Below are 17811 nucleotides of genomic sequence, written 5' to 3'. Positions count from 1 at the left end.
GCTGTCCATTTATTTTTTACTCCGTAAGCATTAAGAATCTAAATTATCATTGCTATTTAACCAAAAAAGGAATAATGAAAAAAAAACAACCCAAAATAATCTGTTTTATCGTCTTTTTATTGTTTTCATCAATATCTGCTCAAGTAAAAGACAAACGTGTAAGTAAGAAAGTTTTATCTGAAAGCGGACAACCAAATTTAATTGTTTTTAGCAACAAATCAAGTTATAAAAGCTCCGATTCCGAAAAAGTTTTTGAGGATCAATTGAGTTTGAACAATAACCAATCTTTTCAAAAAATTAAAATCGATTCCGATAAAGAAGGTTTTATTCATGAGAAATTTCAATTATACAATCAGGGAATAAAAGTTGAGTTTGTAAACTACAACCTGCATTCAAAAAAAGGAAAACTGATTTCTATGAATGGTGACTATTATAATCTTGAAAATGTTATAACCAAGCCAACACTTTCAGCTAAAGAAGCTTTTAATAAAGCAATAAACCATATTGGAGCTAAGCAGTATTTATGGGAAACTCCAAATGATGCCAATGCAATAGGCTATGAAAAACCTGCAGGTGAATTGGTTTTATTACCTCTTAAAGGAGAGCAAAATAAATCAAAAGACAAAATTCGTTTGGCCTATAAATTTGATATTTACGCAACAAATCCTCTAAGTCGTGGTGATTTATATATTGATGCTTTAACAGGGGAAGCATTATTTTATAATGCAACTATAAAACATCTTGGAGAAAATAATCCGAAAAAACCAATACACATCAATACGGAAAATCACAAAGAACCTTTTCGCTATAAAATGGACTATTTGTCTGCTAATGCAGCTACTCGTTATAGCGGCACACAAACAATTCAAACCGCATTACAGGAAGGTTTTTATATTTTAATGGACCAAACTCGAGGCGACGGTATTCAAACCTATGATTGTAAGGGAACAGCAACCTATCCGGAAACAAATTTCACAGATGCTGACAATAATTGGACACAAGCCGAATACAATAACGCTCAAAAAGATAACGGAGCCCTTGATGCGCATTGGGGAGCAGAGATGACCTACGATTACTTTTTGAAAATTCATGAAAGAAATAGTTTTGATAATTTGGGTGCAAAAATCAAAAATTACATCCATTACAGTTTAATTGAAGGTGGATATCCAACAAATGAAAATGCTTTTTGGAACGGAAGTGTTATGACTTACGGTGACGGTAAAGATGCAGGAGGATTTGATATACTAACCTCTTTGGATATTGTTGCTCATGAAATTGGGCATGCCGTGTGTCAAAATACTGCGGGTTTAGTTTATCAATATGAACCCGGAGCAATAAACGAAGGCTTCTCAGATATATGGGCTGCATGTGTTGAATATTACGCAGCACCTTCAAAATTAATCTGGGAAATAGGTAATGAAGTAAAACCAGGAGGACAAAATGGCATTCGTTCTATGAGTAATCCTAAATTAGAGGGACAACCCGACACCTATGGAGGGACTTATTGGAAAGATACAGAAGGGCATTATCCAAGTAGTTCTAATGATTATTGCGGAGTTCATACCAATTCAGGGGTACTTAATCATTGGTTTTATATTTTATCTATTGGTAAAAAAGGGACTAATGATATCGGAGATCAATATAATGTTACCGGAATTACCATCGATAAAGCGGCAAAGATTGCCTATCGTTTAGAGAGCATATATCTTTCTCCTATCTCAACTTATGCTGACGCAAGAACCTATGCAATACAATCAGCCATAGATTTGTATGGTGATGCTTCACCGGAGGTTATTGCTACAACCAACGCATTTTATGCTGTGGGAGTTGGAGCAATGTACGGGGCGGCTCCACCACCACAAGCGCCCATAAATTTAATTCCATCCGGAACAACAGCTACAACGGTTTCATTATCCTGGACAGCACCAGCTTTTAGCGAAACGCCTATTGTCCGATACAATATCTATAAAGGAACAATTTTTATAGGTTCATGTACAACAACTACCTATACCGTAACTGACTTAGATGACAATAGCAATTATAGTTTTCATGTCGTTGCAAAAGGAAATGACGGAAGTACCTCTGCAGCAAGTAATATTGTTGATGTAGCCACAAAAAGTGAGTATTGTGAGTCTGAAGAAATAGCGGGACATAGTAATGACGTAATTGGTAAAGTAGAATTTGGTACCATTAATAATGTTTCAACAGAAACAGTAGGTTATGAAAATTTTCTTCATATTTCCAGCGATGTGAATGCGGGGAAAAAATACACTATTACAATCACACCATCTGATGTTTCCAGATTGCCGGCAGAATTTGGATATGGATATGCCGTTTTTATTGATTATAATCAAGATGGTTCTCTTGATGGATATGAAGAAACTGTCTGGACAAAAGAGCCGACCAGAGACGCAGTAGTAACAGGGCAAATTACCATTCCATCGAAAGTTGCAAAAAATGGTATTACAAGAATGAGAATCGTTATGGAATATGCCGAAGTTCCCGGCGCATGTCGCTTTTTTGATGGAGGACAGGTTGAAGATTATACATTAAACATAATAAACCCAAATCTAATCTATTGCGATTCTGCGGGAAATAACATTGATGAGTCAATCGGTCAGGTTAAATTTGGAACTATTAATAATACATTAGAAAAAAAAGGAGATGCAAATGGGTATGAAGATTTTACGGATCTATCTACCGACGTGGCAATCGGATCCAATTATCCGATTTCAATTACACCTATATGGAAAGATGCGAATATCAGTAATGAAGGGTATTCGGTTTTTATTGACTATAATCATAATGGTTTTTTTAGTGATGTTGGTGAAACAGTTTGGACAAACGACCCCTCCATTACAACTCCCGTACTTGGTAACATTACCATACCCGCTACAGCAATGCTTGGCCCTACAAGAATGAGAGTTTCGATGAAATACAAAGCTATTCCCGGACCATGTGATTCTTTTTATTTTGGGCAAGTTCAAGATTATTCCGTAAATGTAACGGCTACACTGTCAACTGCTGATTTAAATAAAACAGACGAAATTTCTGATTTTGAATTGTATCCAAATCCCGTTGATAATGAATTAAATATTTCGTTACCAGAAAAGGATCCATTTATTTTTAAAATTATAAATGCTTTAGGTCAGCAAGTTGCTACAGGAAACTTATCCAAAGGTTGCTCTATTAATGTTAGTCAATTAAGCTCCGGAATATACACGCTGAAACTAAGCAATGGAAAACAACGAATTGCTAAAAAATTTATTAAAAAATAATCTTTAAAATAAAGACAATGCTATTTTAAATGTCCTAAAAGAATCGTATTTTGACAATCCCAGTGTACAATAAAGAAACAATACTAATTAACTCATAATTGATTTATTTTTATTCATTGGTTCAATTAAAAAATCTGAAATCAAAAGCATAGCTCATAACTATTTCTACCTACTTAAACCCGACAGCTTCTTAAAACCTGTCGGGTTTGTCTATTTTTAACCTTCACTCCTCTTATTTATTTCCAAATTGGAATTTTCACAAAACTATCTGTATACCATTTTACTTTCAATGGCACTTTTGCGTCTTTTATCGTTTCTTCCGTTACTGTCTTCCCCGTTCCGTAATTCAATTCTGAAAAAGGGTTTTTATTTACATTTAGCACCACAACCAAACGACTGCCTTTGCTCAATTGTTTACTAACCAAATGTGTATTTGAAAAAGGAATTGACGCTATTCGGTTTGGTTTTAACAAATTTCTTTTTGTAACATCTTTAGCATAACTGGCACGGCCTAAAAAATAAGACAAATGAAAGTATTCGCCATTTGGCATTTTTTCATAAAGTGTCACACCAATATCCATGTCTTTTTTATTGATACTTGCTTTTATTTCACCCGAAAACGAACCATTTATCAACATAGGTTCTTTGAGTACATCACTTATAAAAACAAATCCGTTGCTGGTATTTATTTCTTTTCTAATAATGGGATCGGGATAATACTCATTATTCTGTGTTTGTCGGTCTGCGAAATCAACCTCCTGATACAGATATTTTTTCTGAGCTGGTTTTTTATCATTTAAGGCATAAGAATCTCCGGATTTGTTATCCGTCAAATACAACCGAAGGAAACCATTGCTCATTTTGTCAAGCGAAGAAGCACTGTGCCACTCATTTGTGCCCATCACTTCATAGTTGATTTTATCTTTCAGTATTTCGGGTTTAGGGCCGTTTTTCAAAATATAGTCCAACCATTGGTAGGTTATTTTTTTTATATCGATTAACGCTATTGGATCAACCTTATAGTTATACAAATCGGTTTCACCACCAATCTGAGTACCAAAGTGACCGTATGGTCCGATAATCATATAAACCGGAGTGTTTTTATTGTATTTCTGAAGTTCTCTTACATAAGACAAACTCGAGTTTTGGGAGTCGTTGTAATAGCCGTCAAAAGCTAAAATCGGTATCTTTATTTGAGCGAATTCTTTTCCGTAAGGCGTCATTTTTTGCCAATATTTATCAAACGAAGGATGCGTCAGCCATCTCTGAAAAAGTCGGTTGGGAACACCGTCAATACTATCCATTTTTTTATAGGCAACACCGGTTTCCCACCATTTAAACATCATTTTTCTAAAACGTTGTCTGTCATTTCCTGCAACAGTATCGAGGTATTTTGTACTACCGGCATAAAATGACCATTCGTAATTAGGGTTTACAAAAATGCTGTTTTCCATCGGTAGCCCCATCCCGGCTCTATTGGCGACATAAGGAACTATGGTTTTAAGCGCCGGATGCATTTTCTTGCAAGCCGCCCATTGAGTCAACCCATTATAGCTTCCGCCATACATTCCTACGCTTCCATTACACCATTTTTGTTTACTAATCCAATCAATCACATCGTAGGCATCATTTCCGTCATTCTCATAAGGAAATACCTCATTGGGGCTAAACCGCTTCCCTCTAGTATAGGCAATGACTCCGACATATCCATTATCTGCTGCTTCTTTTAAAGATTTTATATCCCTTCCTTTATCCCTGACATAAATCGTAAATTGAAGTACTACTGGCTTTGGCGTACTGATTCCTTTTTTTCGTACTACCATTGCCGATATCCATGCACCATCTCGTGTTTTGACCATCACACTATCTTGAATATCATAGGTACTTTTCAAATCTTGTGACCTTGTTGCACTTGTCTGTTGTGAAAATGCATTTGATAGGATGAAAATAAAAAATGCAAAATTTAAAATTGATTTCATTGCTTGTTTTTTAGTGTGCGTTTTTTGAAATTTGATATAGGGCAAAAGAAGTCCACAACGATATCTAAGGATTCGTTTTTTCATAACTGTTCTGCATCTAATACTGGTGTTTTTTAACGGTTTGTTACTTTTGCTGTACAGGACAAAAAAACAAAGCTGTTTCTTTTACCAAATCCCGTTGTTGTTTTTAAATTTAACCGATTGACGGTTTGATACTTCTAACAATTCTCCGGTTTTTAGCTTTACTTCTAACCTGCCACTGCTGGTTTGGTTTACTTCGAGGATGTGCTTAATATTTATAATTTCGGTTCTGTTTATTCTAAAAAAGACCGTTTCATCCAATAGCGCTTCCCATTGGCGGAGCGATCGTCTTTGCAGTGCTTTTTTGCCTTGAAAATAAAGTCTGGTATAATTTTCCAGTGATTCAATTAAATAAATTTCATCCAATTGAATAAAGAATCGTTTCTCTCCGTCCTTAATGAAAATCTTCTGGTCACTCGTTACAGCATTAGACAGGTCTTTCTGTTTTATCGTATTCCTTATTTTTTCTATTGCTTTTACAAAACGTTCCTCGCGTATGGGCTTCAACAGATAATCTAAGGCATTTACTTCAAATGCTTGCACGGCATACTCATTATAGGCCGTAGTAAACAATACGGCCGGCGCATTATCTAAAGATTCTAATAAATCGAAACCGGATTTCTCGGGCATCTGAATGTCTAAAAAAATTAAATCCGGCACTTCTTTTTCGATTAAATCCTTAGCATCATCGGCATTTTCAGCCTCGCCTATAAGAATAAAGTCTTCGTAAATCTTCAATGCTCTTTTCAGCTCTTCTCTGGATGAACGTTCATCATCGACTATGATAACTTTTATCTTTTTCATTTCGACGGTATTAAAAGAGTTGCCAAAACAGTTTCGTTTCCGATTTCTTTAATTTCAAAAGAGGCATTTCCGTTATAATACAAGAGTAGTCTCTCTTTCAGATTATGTAATCCTATCCCCGGATTTTTTCTCTCATTGTGTAATTTTCCCGAATTTTGAACACTAATTTTCATGAAATTATTTTCTTCTTCCACCTTAACAATAAGGAGTCCGCCGTGTTTTCTTTTTTCAATTCCGTGTTTTATTGCATTCTCAACCAGCGACTGAATACTCAAAGGCAAAATCAAATAATCTAATACTGCTTCATTTACATCAATTGTTATTTCTAAACGTTCCTCAAATCGAATCTTTTCCAGCTCCAGATAATCTTTAACAAGGTTCATTTCCTCATTTAAAGCCACTAATTCTCCACTATTAGTCTTTAAGGAATTCCTTAGCAGCTCAGACAAAAGATCAATTGCCCTTCTGGCCGAATGCGGGTTTTCTAATACGAGGAATTTTATCGTATTCAAGGAATTAAAAAAGAAATGCGGGTTAAGCTGTGCACTAAGATTGTTTAACTGTGCTTCTTTTATTATGATCGACAATCGAGCATTTTCCTTCACCCTCTCTATTTCAAGTCTAGAATAATGATACAAATGATAAGCCAATACCCAGATAGACATTAACCTTGTTCCGGTTATAAAAACCTGCAGCTGTGTCGTTTTAAAAAATGTTATGAAGGAAACCTCCGTATTTTTTAAAAGAAACAAACGCACCAAATAAAGCTTGCCAACAATCAAAAACAAATACAAGAAGGAAAGAATCAAAACACTAAGTACCATTTTGGGAACTAATCTTTTCAGCGTTAATTTATTCCATCCTTTTTTTAAAGCAAAATTTCTGTAAAGATGTGTTATTGCAATGCCAATCGATACATCCAATATCAAATCTGCAAGGCCTATTTTCCAGATAAAATTACCGGTAAAGAAAGCTGAAAATCCCCAATACAAAGAAGCAGTACTCCAGGCAATGAGCTGAATTTTCCAATAGGCCGATATTCTTGTAACTGTTTTCAATATAAAAGTGGTTGTTGCTGTAGTAAAGATATCTCTCTATTACAGATGGCGCAAATAAAAGTACAGGAACGAAAAATAATAGTCGACAAACGACATTCTTTTGTTAATTATACAATTCAAACACAAAAAACAGACGACAATTTCTACACTACCACTAAAACGAATACTACATTGACCCGAATAATTCTTATAAATCCTAAAAGAGCACACTGTTCATTTAAAGTCCCAATCCATTTAAAATAATGAATTACAAGATCTTACACCATTAGCAAAATTCATCCGTTTTCTTTTCCGAAACAAAAACTAAACATCTTTACTACCCTGTTGATAGTTAACAACATACAAACCACAAAAACCTTATTCTATTACTTTTAAAACTTATCAAAGCCCTTTCAAATTGAGGATATAATAATTTTGTCTTTAGTTAAGAACGCATTTATAAAACTATTTAATGTTAATCCAAAACTTAGAAAAAGATGTAAATTATAATCTATTGAAAATGAAAAACATAAAAAATATTCCACCAATAATTATTGAATCAAAATGTATTACCAGTACCCTGGATTACAAATGGAATGATCGGGTAATAGAGAAACTATTCGATCCCCTTCAAACAAATGAAGAATTGGAAATCACACTCAACAGACTGAATCAAAAAGCTTCATTAGCCCTTGCTGCTGCCTTGCTCGAATGGGTCTATTGGCGTTTTAAAAAACATACGATACTGTTTGATGATCTAATGCAACGTATTGAATCTCTTTGGTGCTCTATAGAAAGTCATGAAAACACTAAACCGCTAATTTTTGATCCCAATCTAAAATATCTGGCATACAGTTATGTAAAAGGTCCAATATGGGTTGCGCTTGTACATGTGAAAATGATCGATATGAAGTACCGAAAAGGATCTGATTTATTACAAAGTGAATTAGTCGGTTTAGTATTGTTGGTGCGCCACATTACACCTAAACAGAAAGTGTTTGACAGCTGGTTTATGAATTCGCTATTTGAACTTACCTCTTTATTTCCAATTGGAAATCACCAAACAGAGCGCTCAGAAATGACTCCTTATGATTTTACAACAGAGCCTGTAATTTGCCGTGAATTTTTCTTCAATCCTAATTTCAAATATAGCGATGCCGCTTCAAGACTTGCCTTACGTGAATTTATTTCAAATATTGATTTGATCAAAAATAAGTTCTGTCTTGCTAAAAAGGAACTTGCGACCGCCTGATTAATGGGAATATAGAAAAATCTAACTTTCGAGATTGTAAGTAATCTTTATATAGAGACCACAAGTATTTTAGAGGAAATACTTGTGGTCTTATTTTGAATTTTATTTTAATCCCTCCAAATCAAAACTTGAAATGGTGTGAAAAGGATCCGTTCCGGTATTTTTTACTCCTTCAAAAGTATCATAATTCACGACCAGCAATTTGCCTTTGTAAATAATAGTTTCACAAGGATTATCCAATTGTCCGTCTGAACCATCTGCATTTTCATTCTCCCAAATCAAAGAAATAGTATTGGTATTTAAGTTTAATTGATGCACACTATTGTTATCATAATTGGCAATGAAAATAGAGTTTCTATTCTCATCATAAAAAAAGCCATCACTGCATTTTAACTGATCCGAATCAAAAACAACTTTTTTAGATTTTACTTTTCCATCATTAAAAAACTCAATTTTAGTAATCACACCGTCACCAAAACTACCTCCATACAAATTCCCATTTTTATCAAATGCAATTCCGTCAATTCCGAGTGAGTGTTTTGCAGTCCCGGGTTTTAAAGTAAAAGTACTGATGAGATACTTTTCCTTATTTGAAGCATCCAGTATAATTTTATCTTTGTTTAATTCGTCAAGCGAAAAACTATAAATACCGCTTTCTTCTCCTTTATTAAATGAAGCATCGGTAATGTAAATGCGGTTTTTAGACCACCGAAGTCCATCGGAAAAATTGAATCCTTCCACCAAAACTTCGGCATTAACCGGTTTTCCATTTTTCACTATGACTCTAATTAATCTTGAAGCATCCGATTGTCTTGCAAAACACTGGTTATCTACTACATATAAATTCCCGTCCGGACCAAACTCCATTCCCATAGGATGCACCCTTTTTGTCACCGGATGCAATGGTAATTGATCAAACCAGGTTATTGGTTTGTCATTTTTATCAAAAATCAGAATTTTACTTCCGAACTTTTCAAATGAAGTTGGGTTGGTAACAGACAAGTATAAATTCCCATTTTTATCCAAAGCCATCCCGTCCGGAGTGGTGCAGGTTTCTCCTAAGTCTGCAAATAAGGTTGGTTTTATTACTTTGGAAGTTTCACTATACAGTATTCTCTGTTTGGCCCTCTCTGTAGACAAATCGGATCCTTTAAATCTTGCATCTTCACGATACAAAATCTCTTTTCTGTCCTTTTGTGCAAATAAATTTGGAGTTCCCGTTAAAATCAAAACACCAATTGTCGTTGTAATTATTTTTCTCATTCTATTTAAAATTTAATTATTTTCGGCTTTCTAAATTCCGTTTTTATTTTAGCTTACTTCCCAGAAATAAAACTAGCAGCAGAATAAATTTGATCATCATTTCTTATTTTAAGCGAATATAATTGCAAAACAATTCCGCTGTTTTTGGCACTGATGAAAAGACACTTTCTGCATTCAAATAATAAATTTTTAAGTAATGTATCATTCGTATGCTGAAAGTTAATTTTCAGCACCTAAAGGCTATTATTTATCTTAAGAAATCAAGCTCTCCTCTATATTTTAGTATCTTGCCGCAATTAAAACCACCTATGCTTTTTTTGAAAAACCTCGATATAAAAAGAATTCTCCTTCATTGTGTTTATTGGATTTCTTTTTTGCTTTTATACATTAATTCAAAGTCCAACGACACTACTTATTACGATTTTACTTTCGTCTACAGTTGGAAAATTTTAGCACAGGTAATTGTTGCCTATGGCTTAATTTATTGGATTATTCCTCAAACACTTAACAAAAAGAAGTACTTCGTTTTTCTGTTTTGCGCAGTAGGCTGGCTTTATCTTATTTTTGCCCTTTTGATGATTTTAAAATATTATTATTTAGAGCCTAAATTCCCGGGTTTCTTTGATGATTGGCTCGGACATAAAATGTCAGTTCCGGAAAGATTAACTTCTTTTACACTAATTTTCAGAGAATTCTCTTTTATTACCTATCCGATTATAATTCTGGGATTTATAAGTTTTAATCGAAAACAACAACGACTGTTAAAACTGGAAGAAGAGAAAAAATCAATGGAACTGAAGGTTTTAAAAAACCAATTGAATCCTCATTTTCTTTTTAATACGTTAAATAATTTATACACTTTAACTTTAAAAAAAGACGATAAAGCCCCTGAGGTCATTGCAAAATTATCTGAGATTCTGGATTTTGTTTTATACCGCTGCACTGATGATTATGTTTCGATAGAAAAAGAAATTACTCTAATTGAAAATTACATTGCGCTGGAAAAACTTCGTTACGATGAAAACCGATTAGACATTTCATTTACAAAAGACATCCTTGAAAACAACAAAATTTCTCCCTTAATACTATTGACTTTTATCGAGAATGCCTTTAAACACGGAGTTGTAAATGAAACTCAAAAAGCAAAAATTCAACTTAATTTAGTCTGCAAAAAGAGCCAAATTATTTTTTGCATTGAAAACACCATGCCTCAAAATGAGTTCGCATCCGTTTCAAACAAATCTCAAATTGGTTTAGTAAATGTCCGAAAGCAATTGGACTTGTTATACCCTAAAAAACACCAACTGGAAATCGAAGAAACGAAAACTAATTTTAAAGTAAAACTTTGTCTTTATCTTTAGATTTTAAAACCATTTATTCTTTAATTGAATGAAATACAAATGCATCATCGTTGACGACGAACCATTAGCCAGAGAATTAATAACTTCTCATTTGGTCAATTTCGAAAGTTTTGAATTAATAGCTTCTTTCGAAAATGCACTGAAAGCGTATTCTTTTTTAGAAACCAATACCATCGATTTAATTTTTCTGGATATTGAAATGCCTTTACTAAAAGGAAATGATTTTTTGAAGAAATTAAAAAATCCTCCGAAAGTAATTTTTACTACAGCTTACAGAGAATATGCCATAGAAGGTTATGAGCTTAATGTGATTGATTATTTGTTAAAGCCAATTACTTTTGATCGCTTCTTTGTTTCAATAGAAAAATTCAAACAGTTACAACTTCCAAAAAAGGAAACAAAACCAACAAACGAAAATCATATTTTTGTTACCAGCGGAAGTAAAAACATCAAGATTGTATTGGATGAAATTTTGTATGTCGAAAGCCTTAAAGATTACATTACCATTCATCTTGAAAACGGAAAATCACACCACATTAAACAGAATATTTCGGTTTTTGAAAAACTGTTGGGTCCAAATTTTGTACGGATTCATCGTTCTTATATTATTCAAACACAAAAACTAACCGCCTATTCTAAAAATGAAGTAGAACTAAACGGCACAGAAATCCCAATTGGAAACAGCTACAAAGAAAACTGGCTACATCATCTGGACGCAAACATTCTAAAATAAAAAATCCGGATCGAAACCCGGACTCTTGAAACTTTCAAACCTGAAACCTGAAACTTGAAACTTTTAAAACAAAAAGCCCTAAGCCTTAAACTTCAACGGCAAATGCACTACTTTTTTAGTTTCGAAAAACTCATCTTCAAAAATTGTAGACAAATCATATAAAGTAGCCCCCGGAAAATCTTTCAATTCTTCGGTCAAATCTCCTCCTTTTAGGTAAAGGATTCCATTTTTCAAGGCATGTTTGTGTTGTTTTTTAATTTTATTTTTGATCCACGAAACAAAATCCGGCATATTGGTTACGGCACGACTCACAATAAAATCGAAATCCCCTTTTGCATTTTCAGCACGTAATTGTTCTGCTTTTACATTTTTTAATTCTAAGGCATCCACAACTCCCTGAACTACTTTTATTTTTTTTGCTATAACGTCAATCAAATAAAAACGGGTTTCGGGAAAAAGAATTGCCAGAGGAATTCCGGGGAATCCACCTCCGGTTCCAACATCCAGAACGGTTGTTCCGGGCTCAAACTTCATGATTTTTGCTATTCCAAGCGAATGCAAAACGTGTTTTGTATATAAGGCATCAATATCTTTGCGCGAAATAACATTGATTTTTTCATTCCAATCGTGGTATAAAAAATCTAATTTTTGAAATTGTTCGATTTGAATGTCGGTCAAATCAGGAAAATATTTCAGAATCTCATCCATTGCTCTAATTTTTTAACAAAAGTAATACTTTACGATTGAAATATTTAACTCAATTTTGTAAATTGAAAATTTATAATAATTACCTTTGGAGCCTATTTAAATTAATTATGAATAACACTGCACCTACTTTTGCAAGGCAAGACAATCTGAAGTTTTTCAGAACCCTTAACTCTCGGGTTAACAATTACTTCAAGGACAACAATATCCAAAAAACCGGAAACTGGAAGCTGCACTTAAAAGCGGTTATTCTCTTTGCTGTATTCCTGACGCCGTATTTTTTAATCCTTACACTAAATATGCCGTTTTGGGTTATGTTACTTCTATCTATCGTGATCGGTATTGGAATGGCAGGTATTGGAATGAATGTGATGCACGACGGAAATCACGGTTCGTACTCTAATAAAACCTGGATCAACAAGTTTATGGGTGGAACTATTTATGTTTTGGCAGGAAACGTTTACAACTGGCAGGTACAACATAATGTTTTACACCATACGTATACGAACATTCCGGGACATGATGAAGATTTAGATGCAGGAAGAATTATCCGTTTTACCAAAGATGCAAAATGGCATAGTTTTCATCGTTTTCAACATTATTATTCTGTTTTCTTATACGGTTTATTGACTTTCAATTGGGCAATCACAACCGATTTCAAACAAATGAAACGTTACCTTAAAAGAAAATTATCTTACGGCGAACTTAAAAACCCTAAAATACTTTGGACTACTTTAATCATCACTAAAGTTATTTATGTTTCCATTTGGATCGTTTTACCGATCGTAATCGGAATTACCTGGTGGAAAGTTTTAATTGGTTTCTTCGTAATGCATTATACAGCCGGATTAATTTTGAGTGTTGTTTTTCAATTAGCGCATGTTGTAGAAGAAACTACAAACCCTTCTCCAAACGAGTTAGGAGAAATGGACAATACCTGGGCCATTCACCAATTGTTTACGACAACTAATTTTGCCCCTAAAAATGCCATCGTAAACTGGTACACCGGTGGGTTAAATCACCAAATCGAACACCATATTTTTCCAAATATCAGTCACATTCACTATGGTAAAATTGCAAAAATCGTAAAAGAGACTGCCAAAGAATGCAACTTGCCTTATTACGAGTACAAAACAATGACAAGTGCAGTTATTGCTCACTTCAAACATTTACGTGATCTTGGAATGAAACCTGAATTATCGGTATAAAACTAAAAAAATCTATTAATAATTAACCTTCCTTAACCAGCTTAGAAAATTAAGGATACTCAAAATTTTTATAATGAATCATATTCTTTCGGACAGAATCAACAACTTAGCGACTTCACAAACATTAGCAATGGCTGCTTTAGCACGCGAATTAAAAGCGCAAGGAAAAGATATCATCAGTTTAAGTTTAGGAGAACCTGACTTTAATACTCCTGATTTTATTAAAGAAGCCGCTAAAAAAGCAATAGACGAAAACTACAGTACTTATTCTCCGGTTGACGGATACCAGGAATTAAAAGAAGCTGTTTGCAGAAAATTCAAAAGAGACAATGGTTTAGAATACAAACCTTCTCAAATCGTAGTTTCTACAGGAGCAAAACAATCTTTATACAACATTGCTCAAGTAATGTTAAACGAAGGTGACGAGGTTATTTTACCAGCTCCTTACTGGGTGAGTTATTTCGAGATTGTAAAGCTTTCTGGTGGAGTTCCTGTTGAAGTTCCAACGTCTGTAGATACTGATTTCAAAATTACACCTGAGCAATTAGAAGCTGCCATCACGCCAAAAACAAAAATGATGTGGTTCAGTTCTCCTTGTAATCCAAGTGGATCTGTTTACAGCAGAGAAGAGTTAACTGCTTTGGCAAAAGTTTTAGAAAAACACCCTAATATATATGTTGTGGCTGATGAGATTTATGAGCACATCAATTTCTCAGGAACTTTCTGCAGTATCGGTTCAATCCCAGGAATGTTAGAAAGAACAATTACGGTAAATGGAGTTGCAAAAGCATTCGCAATGACAGGATGGAGAATCGGTTACATCGGAGCTCCGGAATTCATCGCAAAAGCATGTACCAAAATCCAAGGACAAGTAACCAGTGGAGCAAACAGTATTGCGCAACGTGCTACAATTACTGCAGTAGATGCTGATCCAAGTGTATTAAACGAAATGGTTCAGGCTTTCCACGGTCGTAGAGATTTAGTGGTTGGATTATTAAAAGAAATTCCAGGTGTAAAAATCAACGTTCCGGAAGGTGCATTCTACGTTTTCCCTGACGTTTCTTCTTTCTTCGGAAAAACTTTAAGAGGAACTGAAATTAAAGATGCAAACGATTTATCAATGTATCTTTTATCAGAAGCAAACGTAGCAACTGTAACAGGTGATGCATTCGGAAATCCAAATTGTATTCGTTTTTCTTACGCAACAAGCAACGATATTTTAAAAGAAGCCTTACGCAGAATCAAAGAAGCTTTAGCTGCTTAATCACGATTCTAATTCTATACAATGAAGCCTCAGGAAAATTTCCTGAGGCTTTTTTTTGTTAACATTTCATTTGAAATTTCAATAAGAGTATATCACTATATTTGAAACACGGCGTTGAAACATTCATTAATTCCTGCCCGATTATTTTATTGCTCCGTGACAATGGCAACAATAGCAACTTAAACTTTATTAAACTAAATACAAACCACTTAACCAACTCAACTAACTATGAAACACACCCTTATTTGTTCTGTTTTATTTTTGATCAGCCATTATATTTCCGGACAGACCAAACAAGACAGCCTGGCAATAAAAAGAGCTGCTCTTGATTACATCGAATCGCAACAGGTACCAAATCCTAAACAAATGGAACAGGCACTACACCCAAGAATGGTCAAACGAACCTTTTGGAAAGACAAAGCTACCGGCAAAGATTACGTTCGCGAAACCACAACAGAATCTATGGTCCTGCTTGCAGAAAGCTACAACAAAAACGGAGACAAGTTTCCTGCTACACCCAAAAAGGAAGTCAGACTGCTTGATGTTTCAGAACGAACTGCTTCCGTAAAATTAATTGCCGATGAATGGATTGATTATATGCATCTCGTTAAAATCAACGGGGTCTGGAAGATCATCAATGTGCTTTGGGAATTTAATGACATCAGCAGACAACAATAAAGAACTAACCTCATCAAAATTCAAATTATATAAATTGAAGCCTCAGGAATTTTTCTGAGGCTTTTTTTATTCATCTCAAACAAAAAAGGAAAACATGTTATTTTTCAGGACGATAAATCTTATTTTCGCCAATATATTACAACTATAAAATCAAACAAATGACCAAAAACTTTCGTGCTCTTTTTTACATTAGCACCTTACTAGTACTTTCTTTCAACCAAACCAAAGCTCAAAAAACAGGTAATTTTATTAAAGCATCCATAGGTTTTGCATCCAGCAGTTCTCTATACATAGAAAATTATGGCCAGCAAGATGAAGTAGACGTCATGGGTTCTGGTTTTTATACAGAAGGAGAATATGTTTTTGGAATAACTTCATGGTTTAGCGTAAGACCTTATGCAGGAATTATTTTAACTTCTCCTGATAAAAATCCGGAACTACAAAATCAGCCTCAATACAAAGTAAACACCAGAGCTTTTTTAGTGGGAGGGAAAATTCGTCTATGTGCACCTATTCCCTGGGTAGCTCCTTTTATTGAAACCGGTATTGGTGCCTCTATTGGTTCATTTGAAACTTTTACACCTTCACATAATTTCAATAAAAGCGATGTCCTAATGCACATCCCTATTAACCTTGGATTAGCAGTAGGCCCTAAAAACAATATAGAGATTGCTGTTTCTTTTTACGTGCATCCGGCAGCCAAACAATCTACCGGAGTCTTTGCCGCAGGTTTTTCTTTTCCTATAGATTAATAAAAAATATACTGAAATTAAAAGCAAAAAAGTCTCACGCAGATTTTAGCGGAATGAAATAAAAAAAATCCGCGGAATCTGCGTGAAAAAATCGCTTAACTTAATGACATTGACCTAAAGCGAGAGGCTAATCCAACAACAAAGCCGCTATCTCTCTTGTAAGTGCAGTTGAAGAATTGCAATCACAATTACTCAAACCAAGTACATAAATTTTGCTAGCCGGCTCATAAACGCCCATCGATTTAAAACCAAAAATACTGCCTCCATGTTCATATACAAGCTTCCCTTTTACCGCATCAATGTGCCATCCATATCCGTAGTCAATTTTGGTACCGTTATTTAGTTGATAATTGGTGAATACTTTCGCAGTAGTAACCGGACTAAGCAACGTATGGGCAGCAATTTCATTTTGCCATTTCAACAGATCCTCAACATTTGACATTATCGATCCCGAAGCATAAGGTATAGAAAAACTGATATAAGGTGCATTTACATAACCCTCTCTATCACGATAACCCGAAGCCCTATTTTTTATTACCTTCTCATGGCTTGCATAATAAGTATTGTTCATCTCTAACTTCTTAAAAATATTCTGATCAATAAACTCCCCAAAAGTTTTACCTGACACCATCTCAATAATATACCCCAGAAGAACATAACCCGAATTACAATACTTATACTGTTCACCCGGTTTAAAGTCTACCGGTTCGTTCTTAAAAAAATCAACTAACTCCTTAGGCGATAAATCGCTTTTGGCAATATCTTTAATTGCTTTCATACTTGTAAAATCCTTAATTCCTGAAGTATGTGTCAACAAATGATGTATCGTAATACTATTTCCGTTGGTTGGATAATCCGGAATAAACTTGGTGATTTCATCATGCAATTTCAGTTTACCTTGCTCAACTAACATCAAAATGGAGACCGCTGTAAATTGTTTGGTCATGGAACCAATTTCAAAAACAAAGTCCGGCTGCATTGCAACATTCAATTCTAAATTAGCCTTTCCAAAAGCTTTCTTGTATATAATCTTTCCCTCTTTAGCAGCTAAGAATACGCCTCCGGGACCTTCGGGTTTGAATTTTTCATTTAATAACTTATCTATTTTGGCTTCTAAAGTCTGAGCAAAAATAACAGGCTGAAAAATGAAACAGGAAACAATACAAATTTTAAAAATTAATCTCATTTGATACTCTAATTAAGGGTTACTATTTGTTTTGACGACATTGGGAATCATTAGGTTACAAAAAGCAATATCTATCTAAAATCATATTAATCATTTAATTGGCAAAGAGAAATCAGTATAAGAATATCATGTAAATAGCTTTGGGAATAAAACATATACAAAGAAACACAGTAACTTCTTAAACATCATCATTCCATATTAGCCACTCATTTCAAAAAAAATCACCGCAG

14 protein-coding genes are annotated in these 17811 nt (G+C 34.3%); 8 read left to right on the top strand and 6 right to left on the bottom strand.

Annotated features, from left to right (window positions below; genetic code table 11):
- Positions 1 to 74 precede the first annotated feature (74 nt).
- A complete protein-coding gene (locus tag ACHRV5_RS12305) occupies positions 75 to 3278 on the top strand; it encodes a M4 family metallopeptidase (protein ID WP_395426958.1) in 3204 nt (1067 codons plus the stop codon).
- Between the two features lie 236 nt (positions 3279 to 3514).
- Here ACHRV5_RS12305 and ACHRV5_RS12300 read toward each other — a convergent pair whose 3' ends face one another.
- From ACHRV5_RS12300 to ACHRV5_RS12290, 3 genes are all read right to left on the bottom strand, one after another.
- On the bottom strand, positions 3515 to 5257 hold the full coding sequence (locus tag ACHRV5_RS12300; protein ID WP_395426957.1) for a CocE/NonD family hydrolase: 1743 nt from the start codon (positions 5255 to 5257) through the stop codon (positions 3515 to 3517).
- A gap of 165 nt (positions 5258 to 5422) precedes the next feature.
- Positions 5423 to 6142, bottom strand: coding sequence for a LytR/AlgR family response regulator transcription factor (locus ACHRV5_RS12295; RefSeq protein WP_395426956.1), 720 nt, complete (start codon positions 6140 to 6142; stop codon positions 5423 to 5425).
- Positions 6139 to 7200: a sensor histidine kinase gene (locus tag ACHRV5_RS12290; RefSeq protein ID WP_395426955.1), complete on the bottom strand. Its 1062-nt coding sequence runs from the start codon at positions 7198 to 7200 to the stop codon at positions 6139 to 6141. Before ACHRV5_RS12290 ends, ACHRV5_RS12295 begins: the two co-directional genes overlap by 4 nt.
- 499 nt (positions 7201 to 7699) lie before the next feature.
- Here ACHRV5_RS12290 and ACHRV5_RS12285 point away from each other — a divergent pair, with 499 nt between their 5' ends.
- A complete protein-coding gene (locus tag ACHRV5_RS12285; RefSeq protein ID WP_395426954.1) occupies positions 7700 to 8431 on the top strand; it encodes a hypothetical protein in 732 nt (243 codons plus the stop codon).
- Positions 8432 to 8533: 102 nt separating this feature from the next.
- On the opposite strand, the gene ACHRV5_RS12280 is transcribed toward ACHRV5_RS12285, so the two are convergent.
- Entirely contained in the window at positions 8534 to 9694 is a 1161-nt protein-coding gene (locus tag ACHRV5_RS12280; protein ID WP_395426953.1) for a hypothetical protein, read from the bottom strand.
- 374 nt (positions 9695 to 10068) lie between these two features.
- On the opposite strand from ACHRV5_RS12280, the gene ACHRV5_RS12275 reads away from it, so the two are divergent.
- Both ACHRV5_RS12275 and ACHRV5_RS12270 read left to right on the top strand, forming a co-directional pair.
- Complete coding sequence (locus ACHRV5_RS12275) at positions 10069 to 11055, top strand: sensor histidine kinase (RefSeq protein WP_395426952.1); 987 nt, start codon at positions 10069 to 10071, stop codon at positions 11053 to 11055.
- A 28-nt stretch (positions 11056 to 11083) separates the two neighbouring features.
- Positions 11084 to 11788: a LytR/AlgR family response regulator transcription factor gene (locus ACHRV5_RS12270; RefSeq protein WP_395426951.1), complete on the top strand. Its 705-nt coding sequence runs from the start codon at positions 11084 to 11086 to the stop codon at positions 11786 to 11788.
- Between the two features lie 78 nt (positions 11789 to 11866).
- On the opposite strand, the gene rsmG is transcribed toward ACHRV5_RS12270, so the two are convergent.
- Positions 11867 to 12496: a 16S rRNA (guanine(527)-N(7))-methyltransferase RsmG gene (rsmG, locus tag ACHRV5_RS12265; RefSeq protein WP_047778333.1), complete on the bottom strand. Its 630-nt coding sequence runs from the start codon at positions 12494 to 12496 to the stop codon at positions 11867 to 11869.
- Positions 12497 to 12603: 107 nt separating this feature from the next.
- Here rsmG and ACHRV5_RS12260 point away from each other — a divergent pair, with 107 nt between their 5' ends.
- From ACHRV5_RS12260 to ACHRV5_RS12245, 4 genes are all read left to right on the top strand, one after another.
- Complete coding sequence (locus ACHRV5_RS12260; RefSeq protein WP_047778332.1) at positions 12604 to 13701, top strand: acyl-CoA desaturase; 1098 nt, start codon at positions 12604 to 12606, stop codon at positions 13699 to 13701.
- Positions 13702 to 13774: 73 nt separating this feature from the next.
- A complete protein-coding gene (locus ACHRV5_RS12255) occupies positions 13775 to 14965 on the top strand; it encodes a pyridoxal phosphate-dependent aminotransferase (protein ID WP_047778331.1) in 1191 nt (396 codons plus the stop codon).
- Positions 14966 to 15193: 228 nt separating this feature from the next.
- Positions 15194 to 15643: a nuclear transport factor 2 family protein gene (locus ACHRV5_RS12250; RefSeq protein ID WP_395426950.1), complete on the top strand. Its 450-nt coding sequence runs from the start codon at positions 15194 to 15196 to the stop codon at positions 15641 to 15643.
- A gap of 158 nt (positions 15644 to 15801) precedes the next feature.
- Positions 15802 to 16395 carry a hypothetical protein gene (locus ACHRV5_RS12245; protein WP_395426949.1) on the top strand — a complete coding sequence of 198 codons (594 nt, stop codon included), beginning with the start codon at positions 15802 to 15804 and terminating at the stop codon, positions 16393 to 16395.
- Between the two features lie 127 nt (positions 16396 to 16522).
- Here ACHRV5_RS12245 and ACHRV5_RS12240 read toward each other — a convergent pair whose 3' ends face one another.
- Positions 16523 to 17581: a serine hydrolase domain-containing protein gene (locus ACHRV5_RS12240; RefSeq protein WP_395426948.1), complete on the bottom strand. Its 1059-nt coding sequence runs from the start codon at positions 17579 to 17581 to the stop codon at positions 16523 to 16525.
- Positions 17582 to 17811: the final 230 nt, after the last annotated feature.

It is taken from the genome of Flavobacterium sp. FlaQc-52 (genome assembly GCF_044007495.1).
Classification (GTDB): Bacteria; Bacteroidota; Bacteroidia; order Flavobacteriales; family Flavobacteriaceae; genus Flavobacterium; species Flavobacterium cupriresistens.
The sequence above is the reverse complement of the archived record's forward strand: the minus strand, read 5'-3'. Positions and strand labels throughout refer to the sequence as shown.